Origin of the sequence: Eikenella sp. NML070372 (assembly GCF_001648415.1) — a bacterium.
GTDB lineage: Bacteria > Pseudomonadota > Gammaproteobacteria > Burkholderiales > Neisseriaceae > Eikenella > Eikenella exigua.
In genome coordinates this window covers 593,417-608,407 of record NZ_LXSN01000004.1, presented here as the reverse complement: position 1 = coordinate 608,407, position 14,991 = coordinate 593,417, and the positions used below count along the sequence as shown (strand labels likewise).

Annotated in this window: 15 protein-coding genes and 1 pseudogene; 5 read left to right on the top strand and 11 right to left on the bottom strand. The window is 58.3% G+C overall.

Features of this window, described 5'->3' with window-relative positions:
• Positions 1-140: 140 nt before the first annotated feature.
• The 6 genes and pseudogenes from A7P97_RS09685 to panB form a co-directional block, all read right to left on the bottom strand.
• Positions 141-272, bottom strand: a complete 132-nt coding sequence (locus A7P97_RS09685) for a FeoB-associated Cys-rich membrane protein (protein WP_082887630.1) — start codon at positions 270-272, stop codon at positions 141-143.
• Positions 273-280: 8 nt separating this feature from the next.
• Positions 281-2,143, bottom strand: coding sequence for a ferrous iron transporter B (locus tag A7P97_RS04740; RefSeq protein ID WP_067530594.1), 1,863 nt, complete (start codon positions 2,141-2,143; stop codon positions 281-283).
• A 98-nt stretch (positions 2,144-2,241) separates the two neighbouring features.
• Positions 2,242-2,517: a FeoA family protein gene (locus tag A7P97_RS04735; protein WP_067530593.1), complete on the bottom strand. Its 276-nt coding sequence runs from the start codon at positions 2,515-2,517 to the stop codon at positions 2,242-2,244.
• Positions 2,518-2,813: 296 nt separating this feature from the next.
• Positions 2,814-3,233, bottom strand: coding sequence for a hypothetical protein (locus A7P97_RS04730; protein WP_082887601.1), 420 nt, complete (start codon positions 3,231-3,233; stop codon positions 2,814-2,816).
• A gap of 205 nt (positions 3,234-3,438) precedes the next feature.
• Positions 3,439-4,107: pseudogene (locus A7P97_RS04725) on the bottom strand (DeoR/GlpR family DNA-binding transcription regulator).
• A 234-nt stretch (positions 4,108-4,341) separates the two neighbouring features.
• Complete coding sequence (panB, locus tag A7P97_RS04720; protein WP_067530592.1) at positions 4,342-5,136, bottom strand: 3-methyl-2-oxobutanoate hydroxymethyltransferase; 795 nt, start codon at positions 5,134-5,136, stop codon at positions 4,342-4,344.
• Positions 5,137-5,298: 162 nt separating this feature from the next.
• Between panB and A7P97_RS04715 the strand changes: the two genes are divergently transcribed.
• Entirely contained in the window at positions 5,299-5,961 is a 663-nt protein-coding gene (locus A7P97_RS04715) for an SIMPL domain-containing protein (protein ID WP_067530591.1), read from the top strand.
• A gap of 103 nt (positions 5,962-6,064) precedes the next feature.
• On the opposite strand, the gene A7P97_RS04710 is transcribed toward A7P97_RS04715, so the two are convergent.
• Positions 6,065-7,444 carry a phosphomannomutase/phosphoglucomutase gene (locus tag A7P97_RS04710; protein ID WP_067530590.1) on the bottom strand — a complete coding sequence of 460 codons (1,380 nt, stop codon included), beginning with the start codon at positions 7,442-7,444 and terminating at the stop codon, positions 6,065-6,067.
• Positions 7,445-7,597: 153 nt separating this feature from the next.
• Positions 7,598-9,184 (bottom strand): von Willebrand factor type A domain-containing protein, encoded by a 1,587-nt coding sequence (locus tag A7P97_RS04705; RefSeq protein WP_369799522.1) that lies wholly within the window; start codon positions 9,182-9,184, stop codon positions 7,598-7,600.
• A gap of 380 nt (positions 9,185-9,564) precedes the next feature.
• On the opposite strand from A7P97_RS04705, the gene A7P97_RS04700 reads away from it, so the two are divergent.
• The 4 genes from A7P97_RS04700 to A7P97_RS04685 all read left to right on the top strand — a co-directional run bounded on the left by A7P97_RS04700 (position 9,565) and on the right by A7P97_RS04685 (position 12,050).
• Complete coding sequence (locus A7P97_RS04700) at positions 9,565-10,059, top strand: pyridoxamine 5'-phosphate oxidase family protein (protein ID WP_067530589.1); 495 nt, start codon at positions 9,565-9,567, stop codon at positions 10,057-10,059.
• Positions 10,060-10,071: 12 nt separating this feature from the next.
• Positions 10,072-10,512, top strand: a complete 441-nt coding sequence (locus tag A7P97_RS04695; protein ID WP_067530588.1) for a TIGR01244 family sulfur transferase — start codon at positions 10,072-10,074, stop codon at positions 10,510-10,512.
• A 156-nt stretch (positions 10,513-10,668) separates the two neighbouring features.
• Positions 10,669-11,088 (top strand): NfeD family protein, encoded by a 420-nt coding sequence (locus A7P97_RS04690; protein WP_067530587.1) that lies wholly within the window; start codon positions 10,669-10,671, stop codon positions 11,086-11,088.
• Complete coding sequence (locus A7P97_RS04685) at positions 11,088-12,050, top strand: SPFH domain-containing protein (protein WP_067530586.1); 963 nt, start codon at positions 11,088-11,090, stop codon at positions 12,048-12,050. Before A7P97_RS04690 ends, A7P97_RS04685 begins: the two co-directional genes overlap by 1 nt.
• A gap of 263 nt (positions 12,051-12,313) precedes the next feature.
• Here the strand turns inward: A7P97_RS04685 and A7P97_RS04680 are convergent, their stop codons facing one another.
• The 3 genes from A7P97_RS04680 to bioD all read right to left on the bottom strand — a co-directional run bounded on the left by A7P97_RS04680 (position 12,314) and on the right by bioD (position 14,987).
• Positions 12,314-12,943: a tetratricopeptide repeat protein gene (locus A7P97_RS04680; RefSeq protein WP_067530585.1), complete on the bottom strand. Its 630-nt coding sequence runs from the start codon at positions 12,941-12,943 to the stop codon at positions 12,314-12,316.
• The gene (gene hisS / locus A7P97_RS04675) at positions 12,944-14,236 is read right to left on the bottom strand and encodes a histidine--tRNA ligase (protein WP_067530584.1); all 1,293 of its coding nucleotides are present in this window, start codon (positions 14,234-14,236) and stop codon (positions 12,944-12,946) included. It abuts the gene before it with no gap.
• 109 nt (positions 14,237-14,345) lie between these two features.
• Complete coding sequence (gene bioD / locus A7P97_RS04670) at positions 14,346-14,987, bottom strand: dethiobiotin synthase (protein WP_067530583.1); 642 nt, start codon at positions 14,985-14,987, stop codon at positions 14,346-14,348.
• Positions 14,988-14,991 lie beyond the last annotated feature (4 nt).

The window sequence follows — 14,991 nt, the reverse complement described above, 5'->3', positions numbered from 1 at the left end:
TATAAAAATGTGTTCTTAGCTACAGCAGAAGGCTACCCGAATCTTTCAGGTAGCCTTCTGCTCACAAAAAGCAGCCTGCACTCTACCCATCTAAAATGCAGGCTGCTTTTCCTTACATCAAAATCAACTAAACAACAATCTTACCCACAGCCCCCGCATTTCCCACATCCACTGCTGCAATCAGGTTTCCTTTTTTTTGGTTTAAACACAAACTTCCGCAGCAGGAACACCACACAGGCGAGCATGATGATGGCGACTATAATAAATTGCATTTGAATCATCATAATATCCTTGAAGTAATTTGATACACGATAAAGGCCGCGAGGTAGGCGAGTGCGAACATATAGCCTGTAACCATAACAGTGTGTTTCAGAGATTTGGTTTCGCGCTTGATAACTGCCAAAGTCGCGGCGCACATGGGGGCGTAGACATACCAGGCGAGGAAGGCGAAGGCGGTGGGCAGGCCCCAGTTGCTGTGGACGATGGGAATCAGCGCGTTCTGCACCGCGTCTTCGGACGACGCGCCCACGGCATACACCGTGCCCAGCGCGGCCACGACCACTTCGCGTGCGGCGATGCCCGGAATCATGGCGATGCACATTTCCCAAGTGAAGCCCAGCGGGGCGAACAGCGGCTGGATGGCGTGGCCGATCATGCCGGCCAGGCTGTAATCGATTGCCGCGCCGGTTGCGCCTTCGGGCGGCGCAGGCCAGCTGACCAAGCCCCACAAAATCACGGTCAGCGTGAAAATAATCGTGCCGGCGCGTTTCAGGAAGGCTTTCACCCTGTCCCACAGGCTGGTCAGGATGTGTTTGAAGTTGGGCATACGGAAGGTGGGCAGCTCCATCAACAGCGGGAACTGCTGCACGTTGCCCTTAATCCGCGCCAGCCGTTTCATGAGGTAGGCGGCGAGTGCGGCGGACAGGATGCCGGCAATGTACAGCACAAACAGCGTCAGCCCTTGCAGATTGAATATGCCGAACACCGTTTGATTAGGGATGACGGCGGCGATAATCAACGCGTACACGGGCAGCCGCGCGGAGCAAGTGAGCAGCGGGGCGACGGCGATGGTAACCAGCCGTTCGCGCGGGTCGTGGATGGTGCGGGCGGACATCACAGCGGGCACGGCGCAGGCGAAGCTGGACAGCAGCGGAATGAACGAACGGCCGGACAAGCCGCTTTTCGCCATCACGTTATCCAGCAAAAACGCGGCGCGCGGCAGGTAGCCCGAGTCTTCCAGCAGCAGGATGAAGGCGAACAGGATGGTAATCTGCGGCAGGAACACCAGCACGCTGCCCGTGCCTGCAATCACGCCGTTCACGATTAAATCGTTCAAAATGCCGGGCTGCATATTGGCGGCCACCCACTCGCCCAGCCAGCCGAAGCCGCCTTCGATGGCTTCCATAATCGGCGCGGCCCAAGTGTACACCGCTTGGAATACCATAAACAGGATGACCATCAGCAACACCACGCCCCACACGGGGTGCAGCACGATTTCGTCCAATTTTTTGTGCCAGGCGGGCAGGGTCATTTCCGTGCGCACGACTTGCGCCAAAATGGATTCGACTTCGTGATAAAGCGCGTCGCTGTCCAATTCGTCCAACGTGCGTTCGGCGGAGGCGGGGTTGGCGGGGAACGAGCGTTTGCGCGGCAACTGCGCCACGGCTTCGCGCACCGCCTGCACACCCGACGCGCTCACGGCCACGGTTTCCAGCACCGGCACGCCCAAAAGTTCGCTCAGTTTCGCCGCGTCGATATTCAAACCGCGCCGCTGCGCCACATCGCTCATATTCAGCGACACCACCATCGGCAGTTTCAGCGTTTTCAGTTCTAAAATCATGCGCAGCGTCATGCGCAGGTTGGTCGCGTCGGCCACGGCGATAATCGCATCGGGCGGAATGCCGAGTTTGCCCACCGCCACGTCTTTCGCCACCGCTTCGTCGGGGCTGGTGGTGCGCAGGCTGTATGTGCCGGGCAAATCGACAATGCGCACGGCTTCGTCGTCCAAAAACGCGCCTTCGCGCTTGTCCACCGTTACGCCCGGATAATTGGCCACTTTGGCGTGCGCGCCGGTCAGCCCGTTGAACAAAACGGTTTTGCCGCAGTTCGGCGCGCCGATTAGGGCGAAATAGCTCAGCTCCATCATATTATCCTTACTTATTCTATCTTATTTTCAATCAGTTACTATAAGAAAGCTGCTTTTTAGGTAACACAAAATGATTTTCAGGTAGCCATTAAGCATTAAGCCTCAGGTTGCTTTTCGATATGACACATCACCTTCCCTGCCTCCTCATGTCGTAGCGAAAACTGTGACTGATTGCCCAAACGCACTGCAAACGGCCCGCGCCCGAAACCGCCCACGGCAATCACCTGCAAAGGCATGCCGCTGGAAAATCCCAAATCAGCTAAACGGCGCGACACCAAAGGATCGAGTTCGCCGAACACGGGATTGGGGACAATGGAATCAATATGCGCAACCGCGCCTTTGCGCAGCTGGGAGAGTGGAATAACGGACATAGCTGGGCTCTCTAGAATGGAGTCGGAAGTCTCACGAAAAGAAATAGTTTTGATTCTTTCTTACTGAAGCTTGCTATGATAATAAATCTTATTAACATAGAACTCAAACTGAAAACCGCAATCATTCTAGCTTTATTAAGCAAATTATTGTGCTAAATCAAAAAAGAATGGTTTTCTGCTCAAAGTAAGACAATATGAAAAGCAAATAAAAAGGCTACCTGAAAATGCAACGCAGCAAAGTTTCTGCGAAGCTAAATTTTCAGGTAGCCTTTTTCCTATTCCAATTCCGGCTATGCTTATATCGGTTTTTTCTTCCAATAATACCGCCGATACACTATCCAGCCATACCCCACCAGCACCGGCAGCGCGGCGAAGATCAGCTTAAACGTCCAGCCCGCATACCAAGGCAGGGCTGAAACCGCAGCCGCTGTATCCTGCTGCAACAAGCCCACCGGCAGCGATTGCTCGCCGCGGGCATCGAAATACGGCCACCAGCAAGCGGCCAGCAGGCCGAGGAGGCAGGGCCACAGCCAAGCCGCACGGTTGCGTTGCCACAGCAAAAACGCCGGCAGCAGCACAATCAGCGTGAGCGCCGCCACCAGCAGCGCGGTTTGCCCCTGCGCGCCGAAATAGGATGCCGCCGCATAAGTCAGCACCACAAACAGCGCGCCCAGCACCGCCATAATCACTTCTTCCGGCCTTTTCAATATCGACATGGTGTGTTCTCCGTAACAAAATCAATTTAGGAAAATATACTGCAAAGCTGGTGCAGCCGCCAGTTTCTTGCGGCATGAATACCGTTTTTTCAATCATCAAACGGCATTTTCGCTTTATTGAAGCTTGGCTTTCAGGTAGCCGTATTGGCTTAATCAAAGGCTACCTGAAAATTTACGCCGAACCTCTTTCAGGTAGCCTGCCGCCCTATTCTTCCCCTTCTTTGGCCGCCAGATGCCAGCGAACGCCGGCATCGTCCAGTTTTTTGCACAGGCCGGCGCTGGGTGGCTCATCGGTGAACAGGGCGTGAAATTCAGTTACATCGCCTATGCGCACCAAGGCATTGCGGCCGAATTTGCTGTAGTCCACGGCCAGATAGCAGTGGCGGGCGTTGGCCATCATGGCCTGCATCACGCTCACTTCTTTGTAGTCGAAATCGAGCAGCGAGCCGTCGGCTTCGATGCCGGAGGCACCGAGGATGGCGTAATCCACTTTGAATTGGTTGATGAAATCGATGGTGGCCACGCCGGTGATGCCGCCGTCCACCGGCCGCACCACGCCGGAGGTGATGATGACGGTGTAGTCCGGCCGGCCAGACACAATGGAGGCAACGTGGATGTTGTTGGTGATGATGCAGAGGTTTTTATGGTTTTTCACCAGCGCGAGCGCCACTGCTTCGATGGTGGTGCCGATGCTCATAAACAGGGAAACGTTGTCGGGGATGTGCTCGGCAATCAGGTCGGCAATGTGGGCTTTTTCGCTTTGCAGCTTGTTTTTGCGCGTGGCGCAGGATGTTGTGTTCGCACAAAACGTTGATATCGCGGCGGATGGTTTGCGGGGTCACTTTAGGCTGCGTGCCAGCTCTTCCACCGACATAAAGCCGTGGTCGTGCACAAGCCGGGCGATTTTCTGCCGGCGGGGGGGGGGTGCAGCGCGGCATGGTTGCTCTATCTTCTTTGTTGATTGGTTGTGGGAATGGTTTGGCTAAGGTTTTCAGGTAGCCTTTTGGCTCAATAGCGAGGCTACCTGAAAACAATGGCAAGGCAATCTGAATTTAGCCTGGCAAAAGCTGCGCGGCGCTTTCAGGTAGCCTCACTTGATTAACCTGCCTCAAGCTGCAAAGGTATGCTCCGGCGCGGGATAGGTTTTTTCTTTCACTTCGCGCACATAAGCCGCCACCGCCGCCTGAATGCTATCCTGCCCCTGCATGAAGTTTTTCACAAACTTCGCCGTTTGGCCGGGGAACACGCCGAACATATCGTGCATCACCAGCACTTGCCCGTCGCAGTCCACGCCCGCGCCGATGCCGATGGTGGGGCAGGCCAGCGTTTCGGTAATCTGTTTGCCCAAAGCGGCGGGTACGCATTCCATCAGCACCACTGCCGCGCCGGCCTTCTCGTGCGCCAGCGCATCGTTCAGCAATGCCTGCGCCGCCACATCGCCCTTGCCCTGCACCTTATAGCCGCCAAACACATGCACCGACTGCGGCGTGAGCCCGATGTGTGCGCACACCGGAATGCCGCGCAGCTGCAGAAACTCGGTGGTTTCCGCCATCCAGGCGCCGCCTTCCAGCTTCACCATATGCGCTCCTGCCGCCATCAGTTCGGCCGCAGCGGCAAAAGCCTGCTCCTTGTTCTGCTGGTAGGCACCAAACGGCAAATCGCTCACGATCAGCGCATTGCTGCTGCCGCGCGCCACCGCCGCCGTGTGGTAGCACATATCGGCAAGGCTCACCGGCAGGGTGGATTTCTGCCCCTGCACCGTCATGCCCAGCGAATCGCCCACCAGCAGCATATCCACCCCTGCCGCATCCATTAACGCGGCAAAGCTGGCTTCGTAGCAGGTGAGCATGGCGATTTTCTCGCCCTCGTGCTTCATTTTGCGCAAAGTGTTCACAGTAATCACGGTATGTCCTTTCCAATATTCAGATGGCGCGCAAGGCTACCTGAAAACCTTGGCGCAGGCAAACCTGAAGTGTTTTGAGGTAGCCTTCGGTATGACCGTTCCATATAATCGCCACACTATCCCTCCTTAAAGGAAAACGCTTATGAAAAAACCGCCCTCCTCCTGTCCACGCTGCTGGCCGGCCTCAGCCTTGGCCCCGCCCTAGTCGAGCCGCTCAACTACAACCTGCTCAAATTCAGCGAAACCGCCAGCCGCACCTTGCCCAACAACTGGATGACCGTGCGCCTGAAAGTTTCCTCCACCCACGCCAATCCCGCCCAGGCTGCCGCCGAAACCACGCGCTGCTTAAACATCCTGCAAAGCCGCGCCAGCCACCTCTCCGGCGCAGAAGTGGAGCTGGAAAGCCGCCACGTCTACCAAAGCTACCGCAACGGCTCACGCCCTTGGGAAGACATCGCCGTCTTGCGCGTTTCCGGCAGCGATTTCCAAGCTATCGGCAAGCTGATTGCCGAAAGCAGCGGTGAAGCCACCATCAACGACATCGGTTTCTCGCTCAAGCCGGAAAGCCGTCGCCAAATTGAAGAAAGCCTCGCCATCGAAGCCCTGCAAAACTTCCGTAAACACGCCGACACCCTCAGCCGCAGTATGGGCGGCAGCGGCTACCGCGTGGTGGAAGTATCGTTGCAGCAAAACGAACAAACCCTGGCCGTTCCCGCAATGGCACGCGCCGCTGCCTATGAAAAAGCAGGCAGCCCCGAGCCCGTGTTCGACAGCCCGGGCAGCAGCACCGTGCAGCAAACTGCAAACGGCACAATCCAGTATTGAATACTGCCAGCCCCTAACCAGCCTTTTCCTACAGCAATCAGGCTACCTGAGAAGCAAACCGCACCGTATTGCCACGGTGCGGTTTGCTTTATCCGGCTCGGTTTCACAACGGCCACTGCAAGCCGCCGTGCTGTTCCACCAGGGTTTTGAACTGCGCCTGAATTCGTGCCAGCGCGGCCTGGTTGTCGCCCTCGAAGCGCAACACCAGCACCGGCGTGGTGTTGGAAGCGCGCAGCAAGCCGAAGCCGTCGGCGAATTCGGCGCGCAGGCCGTCGATGGTAATCAGCTCTTGCAGGCCGTCGAACCGGGCAGCCTGAGCCAAATCGGCAATCAGCGCGTGGCCGTCGGCGCCTTCGGGCAGGGCAATATTCAATTCGGGGGTGGACACGCCTTCCGGCAAGGCTTCCAGCACAGCGCTGGGGTTGGGGCTACCTGAAAGGATTTCCAGCAGGCGCGCACCGGCATAGAGGCCGTCGTCGAAGCCGAACCAGCGCTCTTTGAAAAACACATGCCCGCTCATTTCGCCCGCCAAAAGCGCGCCGTGCTGCTTGATGGCGGCTTTGATGAAACTGTGGCCGGTTTTGCTCATCACCGGCTCGCCGCCGTGCCGCTTAATCCACGGCGCCAGCAGGCGGGTGGATTTCACGTCGTAAATTACTTTCGCGCCCGGGTTGCGCCCGAGCACGTCTTGCGCAAACAGCATCAGCTGGCGGTCGGGATAGATGATACTTCCGCTGCGGGTAACCACGCCGAGACGGTCGCCGTCGCCGTCGAAAGCCAGGCCGACTTCGGCCGCTCCGGCCTGCACGGCACGGATGAGGTCTTGCAGATTGGCGGGCTTGGCCGGATCGGGATGGTGGTTGGGGAAATGGCCGTCTACTTCACAAAACAGTTCCTCCACTTCGCAACCCAGCGCGCGATACAGCCGCCCGGCAAACGCTCCGGCTACGCCGTTGCCAGCATCGACAGCGATTTTCAGCGGCCGCTTCAGGCGAATATGGCTGGCGATGTGCCGAATATATTCGTCTGCCACATCCAAACTGCGCACGCTGCCTTGCAGGCTAGCTGACACAAAATCCTGCGCTTCGATGATACCGCACAACTCTTGAATGCTTTCCCCGGCCAGGGCATTACCGCCGAGCATCATTTTGAAGCCGTTGTAATCGGGCGGGTTGTGGCTGCCGGTAATCATCACGCCGCTGCCGGAGCAATGCTGCACGGCGGCGAAATACAGCATGGGCGTGGCCGCCATGCCCACATCGGCCACCTCCAGCCCGCCTGCGGTGAGCCCGCACATCAGCGCCGCTTGCAATGCCGGGCCGCTGAGCCGGCCGTCACACCCTACGGCAATCTGCCGCAGGCCTTGCCGGGCAGCACGCGTGGCGATGGCACGGCCGATTTGCTCGGCAGTCTCTTCGGTGAGGGTTTGGCCGACGATACCGCGGATGTCGTATGCTTTGAAAATGTTTGGGGAAATGGGCATGGGGGTTCCTTTGGGGTTGGAGTAAGAGGCTACCTGAAAATATAGGAGCAAACAGAAAATCGCCCTACAACATGCTTGCAGGGCATGAGTATTCAACCTACCAGTTTTAATTTTCAGGTAGCCTTTCCAACCAGGCAAAGGCTACCTGAAACCTTACTGCGGCTTGCTGCTGAGCTGTTGTGCTTTCTCAATCAGCTGCACAAACTGGCGGCGCAGGCCGTGGCGGTCGGGGGATTGGGCGTTGCGGGCCAGCTCGAGGGTTTGCGGCCAGCCGAAGTTGCCGCTGTATTTGCCGCCGCGCAAGAGTTCGCCGAAGGCGGCTGCAGCCACGGCTTGGCGGGTGGCGTTGCTGCCTTGGGCGAGCGGTTTGCTGCCCACGTCCACGGGGCGGTTGATGAGAATGCTGCTGCTTTGGCCGGGCAGTTTGTAGCGCAGGTTGATGAAGGCGTATTCGCTGCCGGCTTTATCGTTGGCAGCGGGGGCGGCCTGGTAGCGGCTTTCGGGCAGCCAGCCGGTTTGTCCGGCGGGGATGATTTCATACAGCGCGGTGACGTTGTGGCCGGCGCCGATGTCGCCTGCGTCCACTTGGTCGTTGTTAAAGTCTTCGCGGGCGAGCATGCGGTTTTCATAGCCGATCAGGCGGTATTCCTTCACGGTGGCGGGGTTGAATTCCACTTGGATTTTCACATCTTGCGCCACGGTGGCGAGCGTGGATGAGAGCTGGCGATGCAGCACTTTCTGCGCTTCTTCGGGGCTGTCGATGTAGCTGTAGTTGCCGTCGCCGGCATCGGCCAGCTGCTCCATCAGCCGTTCGTTGTAGTTGCCGCTGCCGAAGCCGAGCGTGGTGAGAGAAATGCCGCTTTTGCGTTTTTCGGCCACCATGCTGCGCAGGGTGTTGAAATCGGTGATGCCCACGTTGAAATCGCCGTCGGTGGCGAGCAGGATGCGGTTGATGCCGTTGCGGATATAGGCGCGCCGGGCGGCTTGGTAGGCCTGCTGGATGGCGTTTTCGCCTGCGGTGGAGCCGCCTGCCTTCAGGCTGTCGAGCGCGGCAAGGATTTTCTGCCGCTGGTTGCCCGGGGTGGGCGGCAACACGACTTTGTTGCCGTCGGCATAGGTAACGAGAGTGATGCGGTCTTGGGCGCGGGTTTGGTGCGCGAGAGTGCAGAGGGTGTATTTCACCATCGGCAGTTTGTCGCGGCTATACATGGAGCCGGACACGTCCACCAGGAACACAAGATTGGCCGGCGGCAGCGCGGCCTGGCTCACTTCTTTGGCCTGAATGCCGATGCGGATCAGCTTGGCGCCGCTGCGGAAAGGGGAATCCACGGTTTCGGTGTGCACGGCGAAAGGTTTGCCGTCGGCAGGCTTGGCGTAGCCGTAGTCGAAATAGTTGATGATTTCTTCAATGCGCACGGCATCTGCGGGCGGCAGGCGGCCGGTTTGGGTGAGGAAGCGGCGGATGTTGGCGTAGCTGCCGGTGTCCACATCAATGCTGAAGGTGGAAACGGGCTGTTCGGCCACAGCGTGCACGGGGTTGGGCTCATAATGGCCGTAGCGCTCGGTGTTTTGGCGCGGCGGGGCAGATATTCCCGCATTCACCATCCTCTTCTCGCTAATCATGTCATATGAGCCTTCGAGGCCGATAAAAGAATCTCTGGCGGCTGCTGCCTGCGGGGCGGGTGCAGCACCGGCTGCCAATTCAACGACAGGTGCGCTCTTGGTAGCCGCATTCGGCATGGCGCGTGCCCTGAACCGGGCATTCCGGGATTCAAAATAATCCGGCGGTTCGTCCAAATAACGCGAACAGGCCTGATGAACACGCTGGGTATTGTCTGCCAGCGCAGGCAGGGCGGATACAGACAATAAGGCGAGCAAAATAGTGCGGGCAAACGGCGATTTGTGCATGGCAACCTCCTTAGTAAGCAGACATAGAAAACAGCTGCCATTATATAGCCGCCCACGCCGCCTGCAAACCAATCACCGCGCCCTGCCGCCACTCTATTTTCAGGTAGCCTCCAAGCCATTTAAGCCCAGCATTTGGGCGTGGAATTTGGTATCATTCCCCTGTGAGCGAAAGGCTACCTGAAACTGGCCTACAGCAAAACAAGGAGAAAATCGTGTTCAGGGAGATGAAACACGCAAACCAGCAGCTATCCAACGACGAAGCTATCGCCATTTTGCAGCGCGGCAAATCCGGCGTACTCGCGCTGCACGGCGACAACGGCTATCCTTACGCCGTGCCTATCAGCTATGTTTACCACGAAGGCAAAATCATCCTACATGGCGCACCCGCAGGCCATAAACACGAGCTGCTCGCGCGCGACAACCATGTTTCCTTCTGCGTGGTGGATCTCAACGACATCGTGCCGCAGGAATTCACCACTTATTTCCGCAGCGCCATCGTGTTCGGCACGGTGCACACCGTTACCGACCCCGCCGAAAAACAGGCTGCGCTCGAAGCCGTGGGGAACAAATACTCTCCTAGCCAAAACGGCCTCCTGCCCTATATCGGCAAACATTTTGATTACGTGAAAGTGATGGTTTTGGAAATCGACCACCTCACTGCCAAAGAATCCATCGAACTTGTCCGATCCAAACCAACCCATTCATAAACAAAGAAAACCATGTCAAACCAAGCCCCCTTCCCCATCCTTGCCCCCGGCCTGTTTGTTTCTCCGCAAATCAGCCGCCAAGACATTCTTGCCGCTGCCGCCGCCGGCGTGCAAACCATCATCTGCAACCGCCCCGACGGCGAAGAGCCCGGCCAGCCAAGCTTTGAGCAAATCCGCCGCTGGGCGGCCGAAGCCGGTATCCGGCACGTTATTCACCAGTCCATGCTGATGCCGCAAATCGATGCTGCCGCTGCCGCACAGTTTGCCAAACACCTGGCCGACAACCCGGCGCCCGCCCTCGCCTACTGCCGCAGCGGCACCCGCAGCAGCTTTTTGTGGGCCATGGGGCAAGCCGCTCAAGGCGCAGACCCGCGTCAACTGGTGCAAACCGCCGCTGCTGCCGGCATCGACCTTACTGCCGCCCTGCCCCGTTTGCAGGAAGCACAGGCATAGACTGAGCTGGCCCGCGCAATTTTAACTTCGGTATAGCTGAGCTTTTCAGGTAGCCTCATCAACGAGGCTAAAGGCTACCTGAAACGATGTCTTAGCCTAGCCAAGGCAGAGTTTCTGAGAAGCTAAAATCTCAACCACATAAGAAAGGAGCCGCCCATGCACTACTGGTATTGGTTTATCGCCGCCGCCGCCCTGTTCGTTCTCGAAATGTTCAGCGGCACGTTCTACCTGCTGGTGGTCAGCATTGCCCTGCTCGGTGCAGGCATAGCCGCCTGGCTCGGCGCAGGCAGCGGCGTATCGCTGCTGGTGGCCGTGCTGCTTTCTGTAGCCGGTATCGCCGCCGTGTACCGCATCCGGCGCAACCGCCGCGCCCACGCCGCCGATGCCGAAGGTGATTTGGATATCGGCAACACCGTGCTGCTGCACCAGCCCCAATCCGGCAGCCTGTGGCTCGTGCAGTATCGCGGTACCTATTGGCAGGCTGAAGCCCCCTTCCCCGCGCAGACCGGGCAAGCCGCGCGCATCGCCGGAAAATCCGGCAACATCTTGATTTTGCAACCTCTGGAGGAAAACTGATGGATATCGTTACCCTGGCAATCCTATTTGCCGTTATCATTGTATTCGGCTTTAAAGCCTTCACCGTCGTGCCGCAGCAGGAGGCCTATGTGGTGGAGCGGCTCGGCCGCTTCCACGCCGTGCTCAACCCCGGCCTCAACTTCCTCATCCCCTTCCTCGACCGCGTGGCCTACAAGCACCTGCTCAAAGAAATCCCGCTCGATGTGCCCAGCCAGGTGTGTATCACCCGCGACAACACCCAGCTCACTGTAGACGGCATCATCTACTTCCAAGTAACCGATGCCAAACTCGCCTCCTACGGCTCCAGCAACTACATCACCGCCATCACCCAGCTTGCCCAAACCACCCTGCGTTCCGTCATCGGCCGCATGGAACTGGACAAAACCTTTGAAGAGCGTGACGACATCAACCGCACCGTGGTCGCCTCACTCGATGAAGCCGCCGTGTCTTGGGGCGTGAAAGTATTGCGATACGAAATCAAAGACCTCGTTCCGCCGCAGGAAATCCTGCGTGCCATGCAGGCGCAAATCACCGCCGAACGCGAAAAACGCGCCCGCATCGCCCAATCCGAAGGCCTGAAAATCGAGCAAATCAACCTTGCTTCGGGCGAGCGTGAAGCCGAGATCAAAAAATCCGAAGGTGAAGCCCAAGCCGCCGTCAACGCCTCGCAAGGCGAAAAAGTGGCCCGCATCAACCGCGCCCAAGGCGAAGCCGAAGCCCTGAAACTGGTGGCGCAAGCCAGCGCCGACGCCATCCGCCTGGTGGCCGACGCCATCAACCAGCCCGGCGGCAACGAAGCGGTTAACCTGAAAGTGGCCGAGCAATACGTGGACGCCTTCGCCAAACTGGCCAAAGAAGGCAACACCCTGATTATGCCAGCCAACGTGGCCGACATCGGCGGCCTCGTCTCCGCCGGTATGAGCATCATCAAAGGCCAGCAAGGCAAAACACCTGCGGCTTGATTGGGATTGGTACGGAATGTGCAAAGGCTACCTGAAACCGTTTCAGGTAGCCTTTGTTTGCAGAATAAAGTTGCTCGGTATTGGCAATGGCAAGCCTCCAAACCATCCAGGCAGTTTCAGGTAGCCTGATTCACTTCCGCGCAGGCAATACGTTATCCAAGCTACACGCCACCTGAAATCTAAAAGGCTACCTGAAAAAACGGCTGTTGCCGGCGGTGGGTTTTCCATCCGCCGGCAACAGCCGTTATGGGCTTTGACCCAACTTAGTTCAGCTGGTCGATTTTCAGCTGTATAAACTCGCGCCCTTGGTCGTCTTGGGGCAGTTTGTCCATCGCCTGTTTGTAGGCGGCGGCGGCTTCGCTGCGTTTGCCTTGGGCGGCGTAAACGTCGCCTTTGGTTTCCAACAGGATGCCGGAATAGGCTTCATCGGTGTTCATGCCGAGGGTGGCGATGGCTGCATCGTATTTCTGCTGTTGCAGCTGCACGGTGGCCAGGCGCTGGATGGCCATGGCGCGGATGAGCGGTTCTTGGTGGTATTTGAGTACCCAGTTCAAGTGGCCGATGGCTTCGTCGTATTTGCCTTGGTCGAAGGCGGCACCGGCCTGCATCAGGGTGGCTTGGGCGGCGGAGATGCTGGTCGGATATTGGCTTTGCAGTTGGGTAAGCAATTTGGCAGCTTCGGCGGGCTTGCCGGCCTGCTGGTTTTCCGCCCACTGGTCGAACACGGCCACGGCTTCGTTGTTCACGCTGCGCTGGTGGCTGCTGTACATCACCCAGCCGAAGTAGCCGATGGCGGCCACCACAAGCAGGGCAAACAGCCAACGCCCCCAGCTGCGCCAGAAATATTTGAAGTTTTCAATTTCTTCTTGGTCTTTTAAATCGTAAACAGCCATTTAGCGTATCCATTCGTTTAATTGTTTAAGCAAATCGGCAGCAGGCACGCTCACTTGGCCGCGCCCTTGCTGCATGTCTTTGAGGCTGGCCTTGCCTTCGGCCAGCTCGCCTTCGCCCACGATCAGCGCCACTTTGGCGCCGGAGGCGTCGGCTTTTTTCATTTGGGCGGCCAGTTTCTGGCTGCCGGAATGCTGCAGCACGCTGAAGCCGGCGGCACGGGCGGCGGCGGCATACTGCATGCTGGGCAGCAGGGTGTCGCCGCCTTGGTGTATCACATAAATATCGGGTGCGGCATCGGCTTGCAGATTGCCGTATTCGTGCACCAGCAGCAGTAGCCGCTCCACGCCCATGGCAAAGCCGATGGAAGGGGCGGGTTTGCCGCCGAGCTCTTCAATCAGGCCGTCGTAGCGGCCGCCGCCGCACACGGTGGCTTGGGCACCGAGTTTGTCGGTGGTCCATTCGAACACGGTTTGGTTGTAGTAGTCCAGCCCGCGCACGAGGCGGTGGTTTTCCACATAGGCGATGCCCAAACCGTCGAGCAGGGCTTTGAAACCGGCGTAGTGGGCGCGGGAGGCTTCGCCGAGGTAATCGGCCAGGCGCGGGGCGGCATTGCAAATTTCCTGCAAATCGGGGTTTTTGCTGTCCAGCACGCGTAGTGGATTGGTGTGCATACGGCGGCGGCTGTCTTCGTCCAGCGCGGCTTCGTGCTGTTTCAGGTAGCCTACCAAGGCGGCGCGGTGGGCGGCGCGTTCTTCGCGGTTGCCCAGGCTGTTGATTTCCAAAGTCAGGTATTGGCTGATGCCGAGCTCGCGCCACAAATCGGCGCACATGGCGATGATTTCGGCATCGATATCGGGGCCTTCAAAGCCCAGCGCTTCCACGCCCACTTGGTGGAATTGGCGGTAGCGCCCTTTCTGCGGGCGTTCGCGGCGGAACATGGGGCCCATATACCACAGCTTCTGGCCGCCGTTGTACAGCAGATTGTGCTCCACCACGGCGCGCAGGCAGGAGGCGGTGCCTTCGGGGCGCAGGCTGAGGCTGAGGGTGTCGTTGGAGTCGGCAAAGGTATACATTTCTTTGCCCACCACATCGGTTTCTTCGCCGATGGAGCGCACGAAAAGGCCGGTTTGCTCCACGATCGGGGTGCGGATTTGGCGGTAGCCGAAGCGGTGCGCCCATTGGCCGATGCGGTTTTCAAAGGCCTGCCAGAAGGCGGCGGTGAGCTTGAAATCTTTCTGCTCCACCGGCAAGAGGTCGTTCATGCCTTTTACGGCTTGGATTTTTTGTCCCATGGTTCGGTTTGGGGAGAGGGGTAAACGAAAATGCGAATTATAGCGGATATGTGGGGGTTCGGGCTAAAGCTGTGTGCAAGGCTACCTGAAAAAATGCTGCGCTCGGTTTTCAGGTAGCCTCTGCCAACACCGCCCACTCCGCCTCGGGAAAATGCCGCTGCAGGTAATCGCGCAAATAGCGTTCGGTTTCCGCGCCGATTACGGGGTCGGCAGCAGGATAGCGGTTGTACACCAATCGGTGCACCGGCAAGCCAGCATGGCGGGCTGCGGCAAGGCTGAGCAGGGTGTGGTTGATGCTGCCCAGGCGGCCGGATGTAACCAACACCAGCGGGTAGCCGCGTTCGGCGGCAAAGTCGAGCAGGGTTTGCTCGCGGTTTAGCGGTACCATCAGCCCGCCCGCCCCTTCGAGCAGCACGGTGTCGTAGCTTTGCAGCAGGGTTTGGGTGGCTGCATCGATGGTTTTTAAATCAATGGGGCGCTGTTCCTGCTCGGCAGCCAAGTGCGGCGAGCAGGGATAGGCAAACACATAGGGGCAGGTGCTGCCGTTGCGGTCGTGCTCTGTGAGCCCGATGCCTTGCAGGCGGCGGTGGGTTTGGATGTCTTCGGCGATGCCTTGGCAGCCGGTTTGCACGATTTTTTGGGTAATCACACGTCGGCCGGCGGCGGCCAGCTCTTTGGCATACAGGCCGGTGGCGATGCTTTTGCCGATGCCGGTGTCGATGCCGCTAACAAAATAAACTTGTTTCTGCATACTG

What these genes read in the sequence shown, in the direction of transcription:
- A7P97_RS09685 (WP_082887630.1), bottom strand. Translation starts at nt 272, where the DNA reads ATGCAATTTATTATAGTCGCCATCATCATGCTCGCCTGTGTGGTGTTC.
- A7P97_RS04740 (WP_067530594.1), bottom strand. Translation starts at nt 2,143, where the DNA reads ATGGAGCTGAGCTATTTCGCCCTAATCGGCGCGCCGAACTGCGGCAAA.
- A7P97_RS04735 (WP_067530593.1), bottom strand. Translation starts at nt 2,517, where the DNA reads ATGTCCGTTATTCCACTCTCCCAGCTGCGCAAAGGCGCGGTTGCGCAT.
- A7P97_RS04730 (WP_082887601.1), bottom strand. Translation starts at nt 3,233, where the DNA reads ATGTCGATATTGAAAAGGCCGGAAGAAGTGATTATGGCGGTGCTGGGC.
- A7P97_RS04710 (WP_067530590.1), bottom strand. Translation starts at nt 7,444, where the DNA reads ATGCCCATTTCCCCAAACATTTTCAAAGCATACGACATCCGCGGTATC.
- A7P97_RS04705 (WP_369799522.1), bottom strand. Translation starts at nt 9,184, where the DNA reads ATGCCGAATGCGGCTACCAAGAGCGCACCTGTCGTTGAATTGGCAGCC.
- A7P97_RS04695 (WP_067530588.1), top strand. Translation starts at nt 10,072, where the DNA reads ATGTCAAACCAAGCCCCCTTCCCCATCCTTGCCCCCGGCCTGTTTGTT.
- A7P97_RS04690 (WP_067530587.1), top strand. Translation starts at nt 10,669, where the DNA reads ATGCACTACTGGTATTGGTTTATCGCCGCCGCCGCCCTGTTCGTTCTC.
- A7P97_RS04685 (WP_067530586.1), top strand. Translation starts at nt 11,088, where the DNA reads ATGGATATCGTTACCCTGGCAATCCTATTTGCCGTTATCATTGTATTC.
- A7P97_RS04680 (WP_067530585.1), bottom strand. Translation starts at nt 12,943, where the DNA reads ATGGCTGTTTACGATTTAAAAGACCAAGAAGAAATTGAAAACTTCAAA.
- hisS (WP_067530584.1), bottom strand. Translation starts at nt 14,236, where the DNA reads ATGGGACAAAAAATCCAAGCCGTAAAAGGCATGAACGACCTCTTGCCG.
- bioD (WP_067530583.1), bottom strand. Translation starts at nt 14,987, where the DNA reads ATGCAGAAACAAGTTTATTTTGTTAGCGGCATCGACACCGGCATCGGC.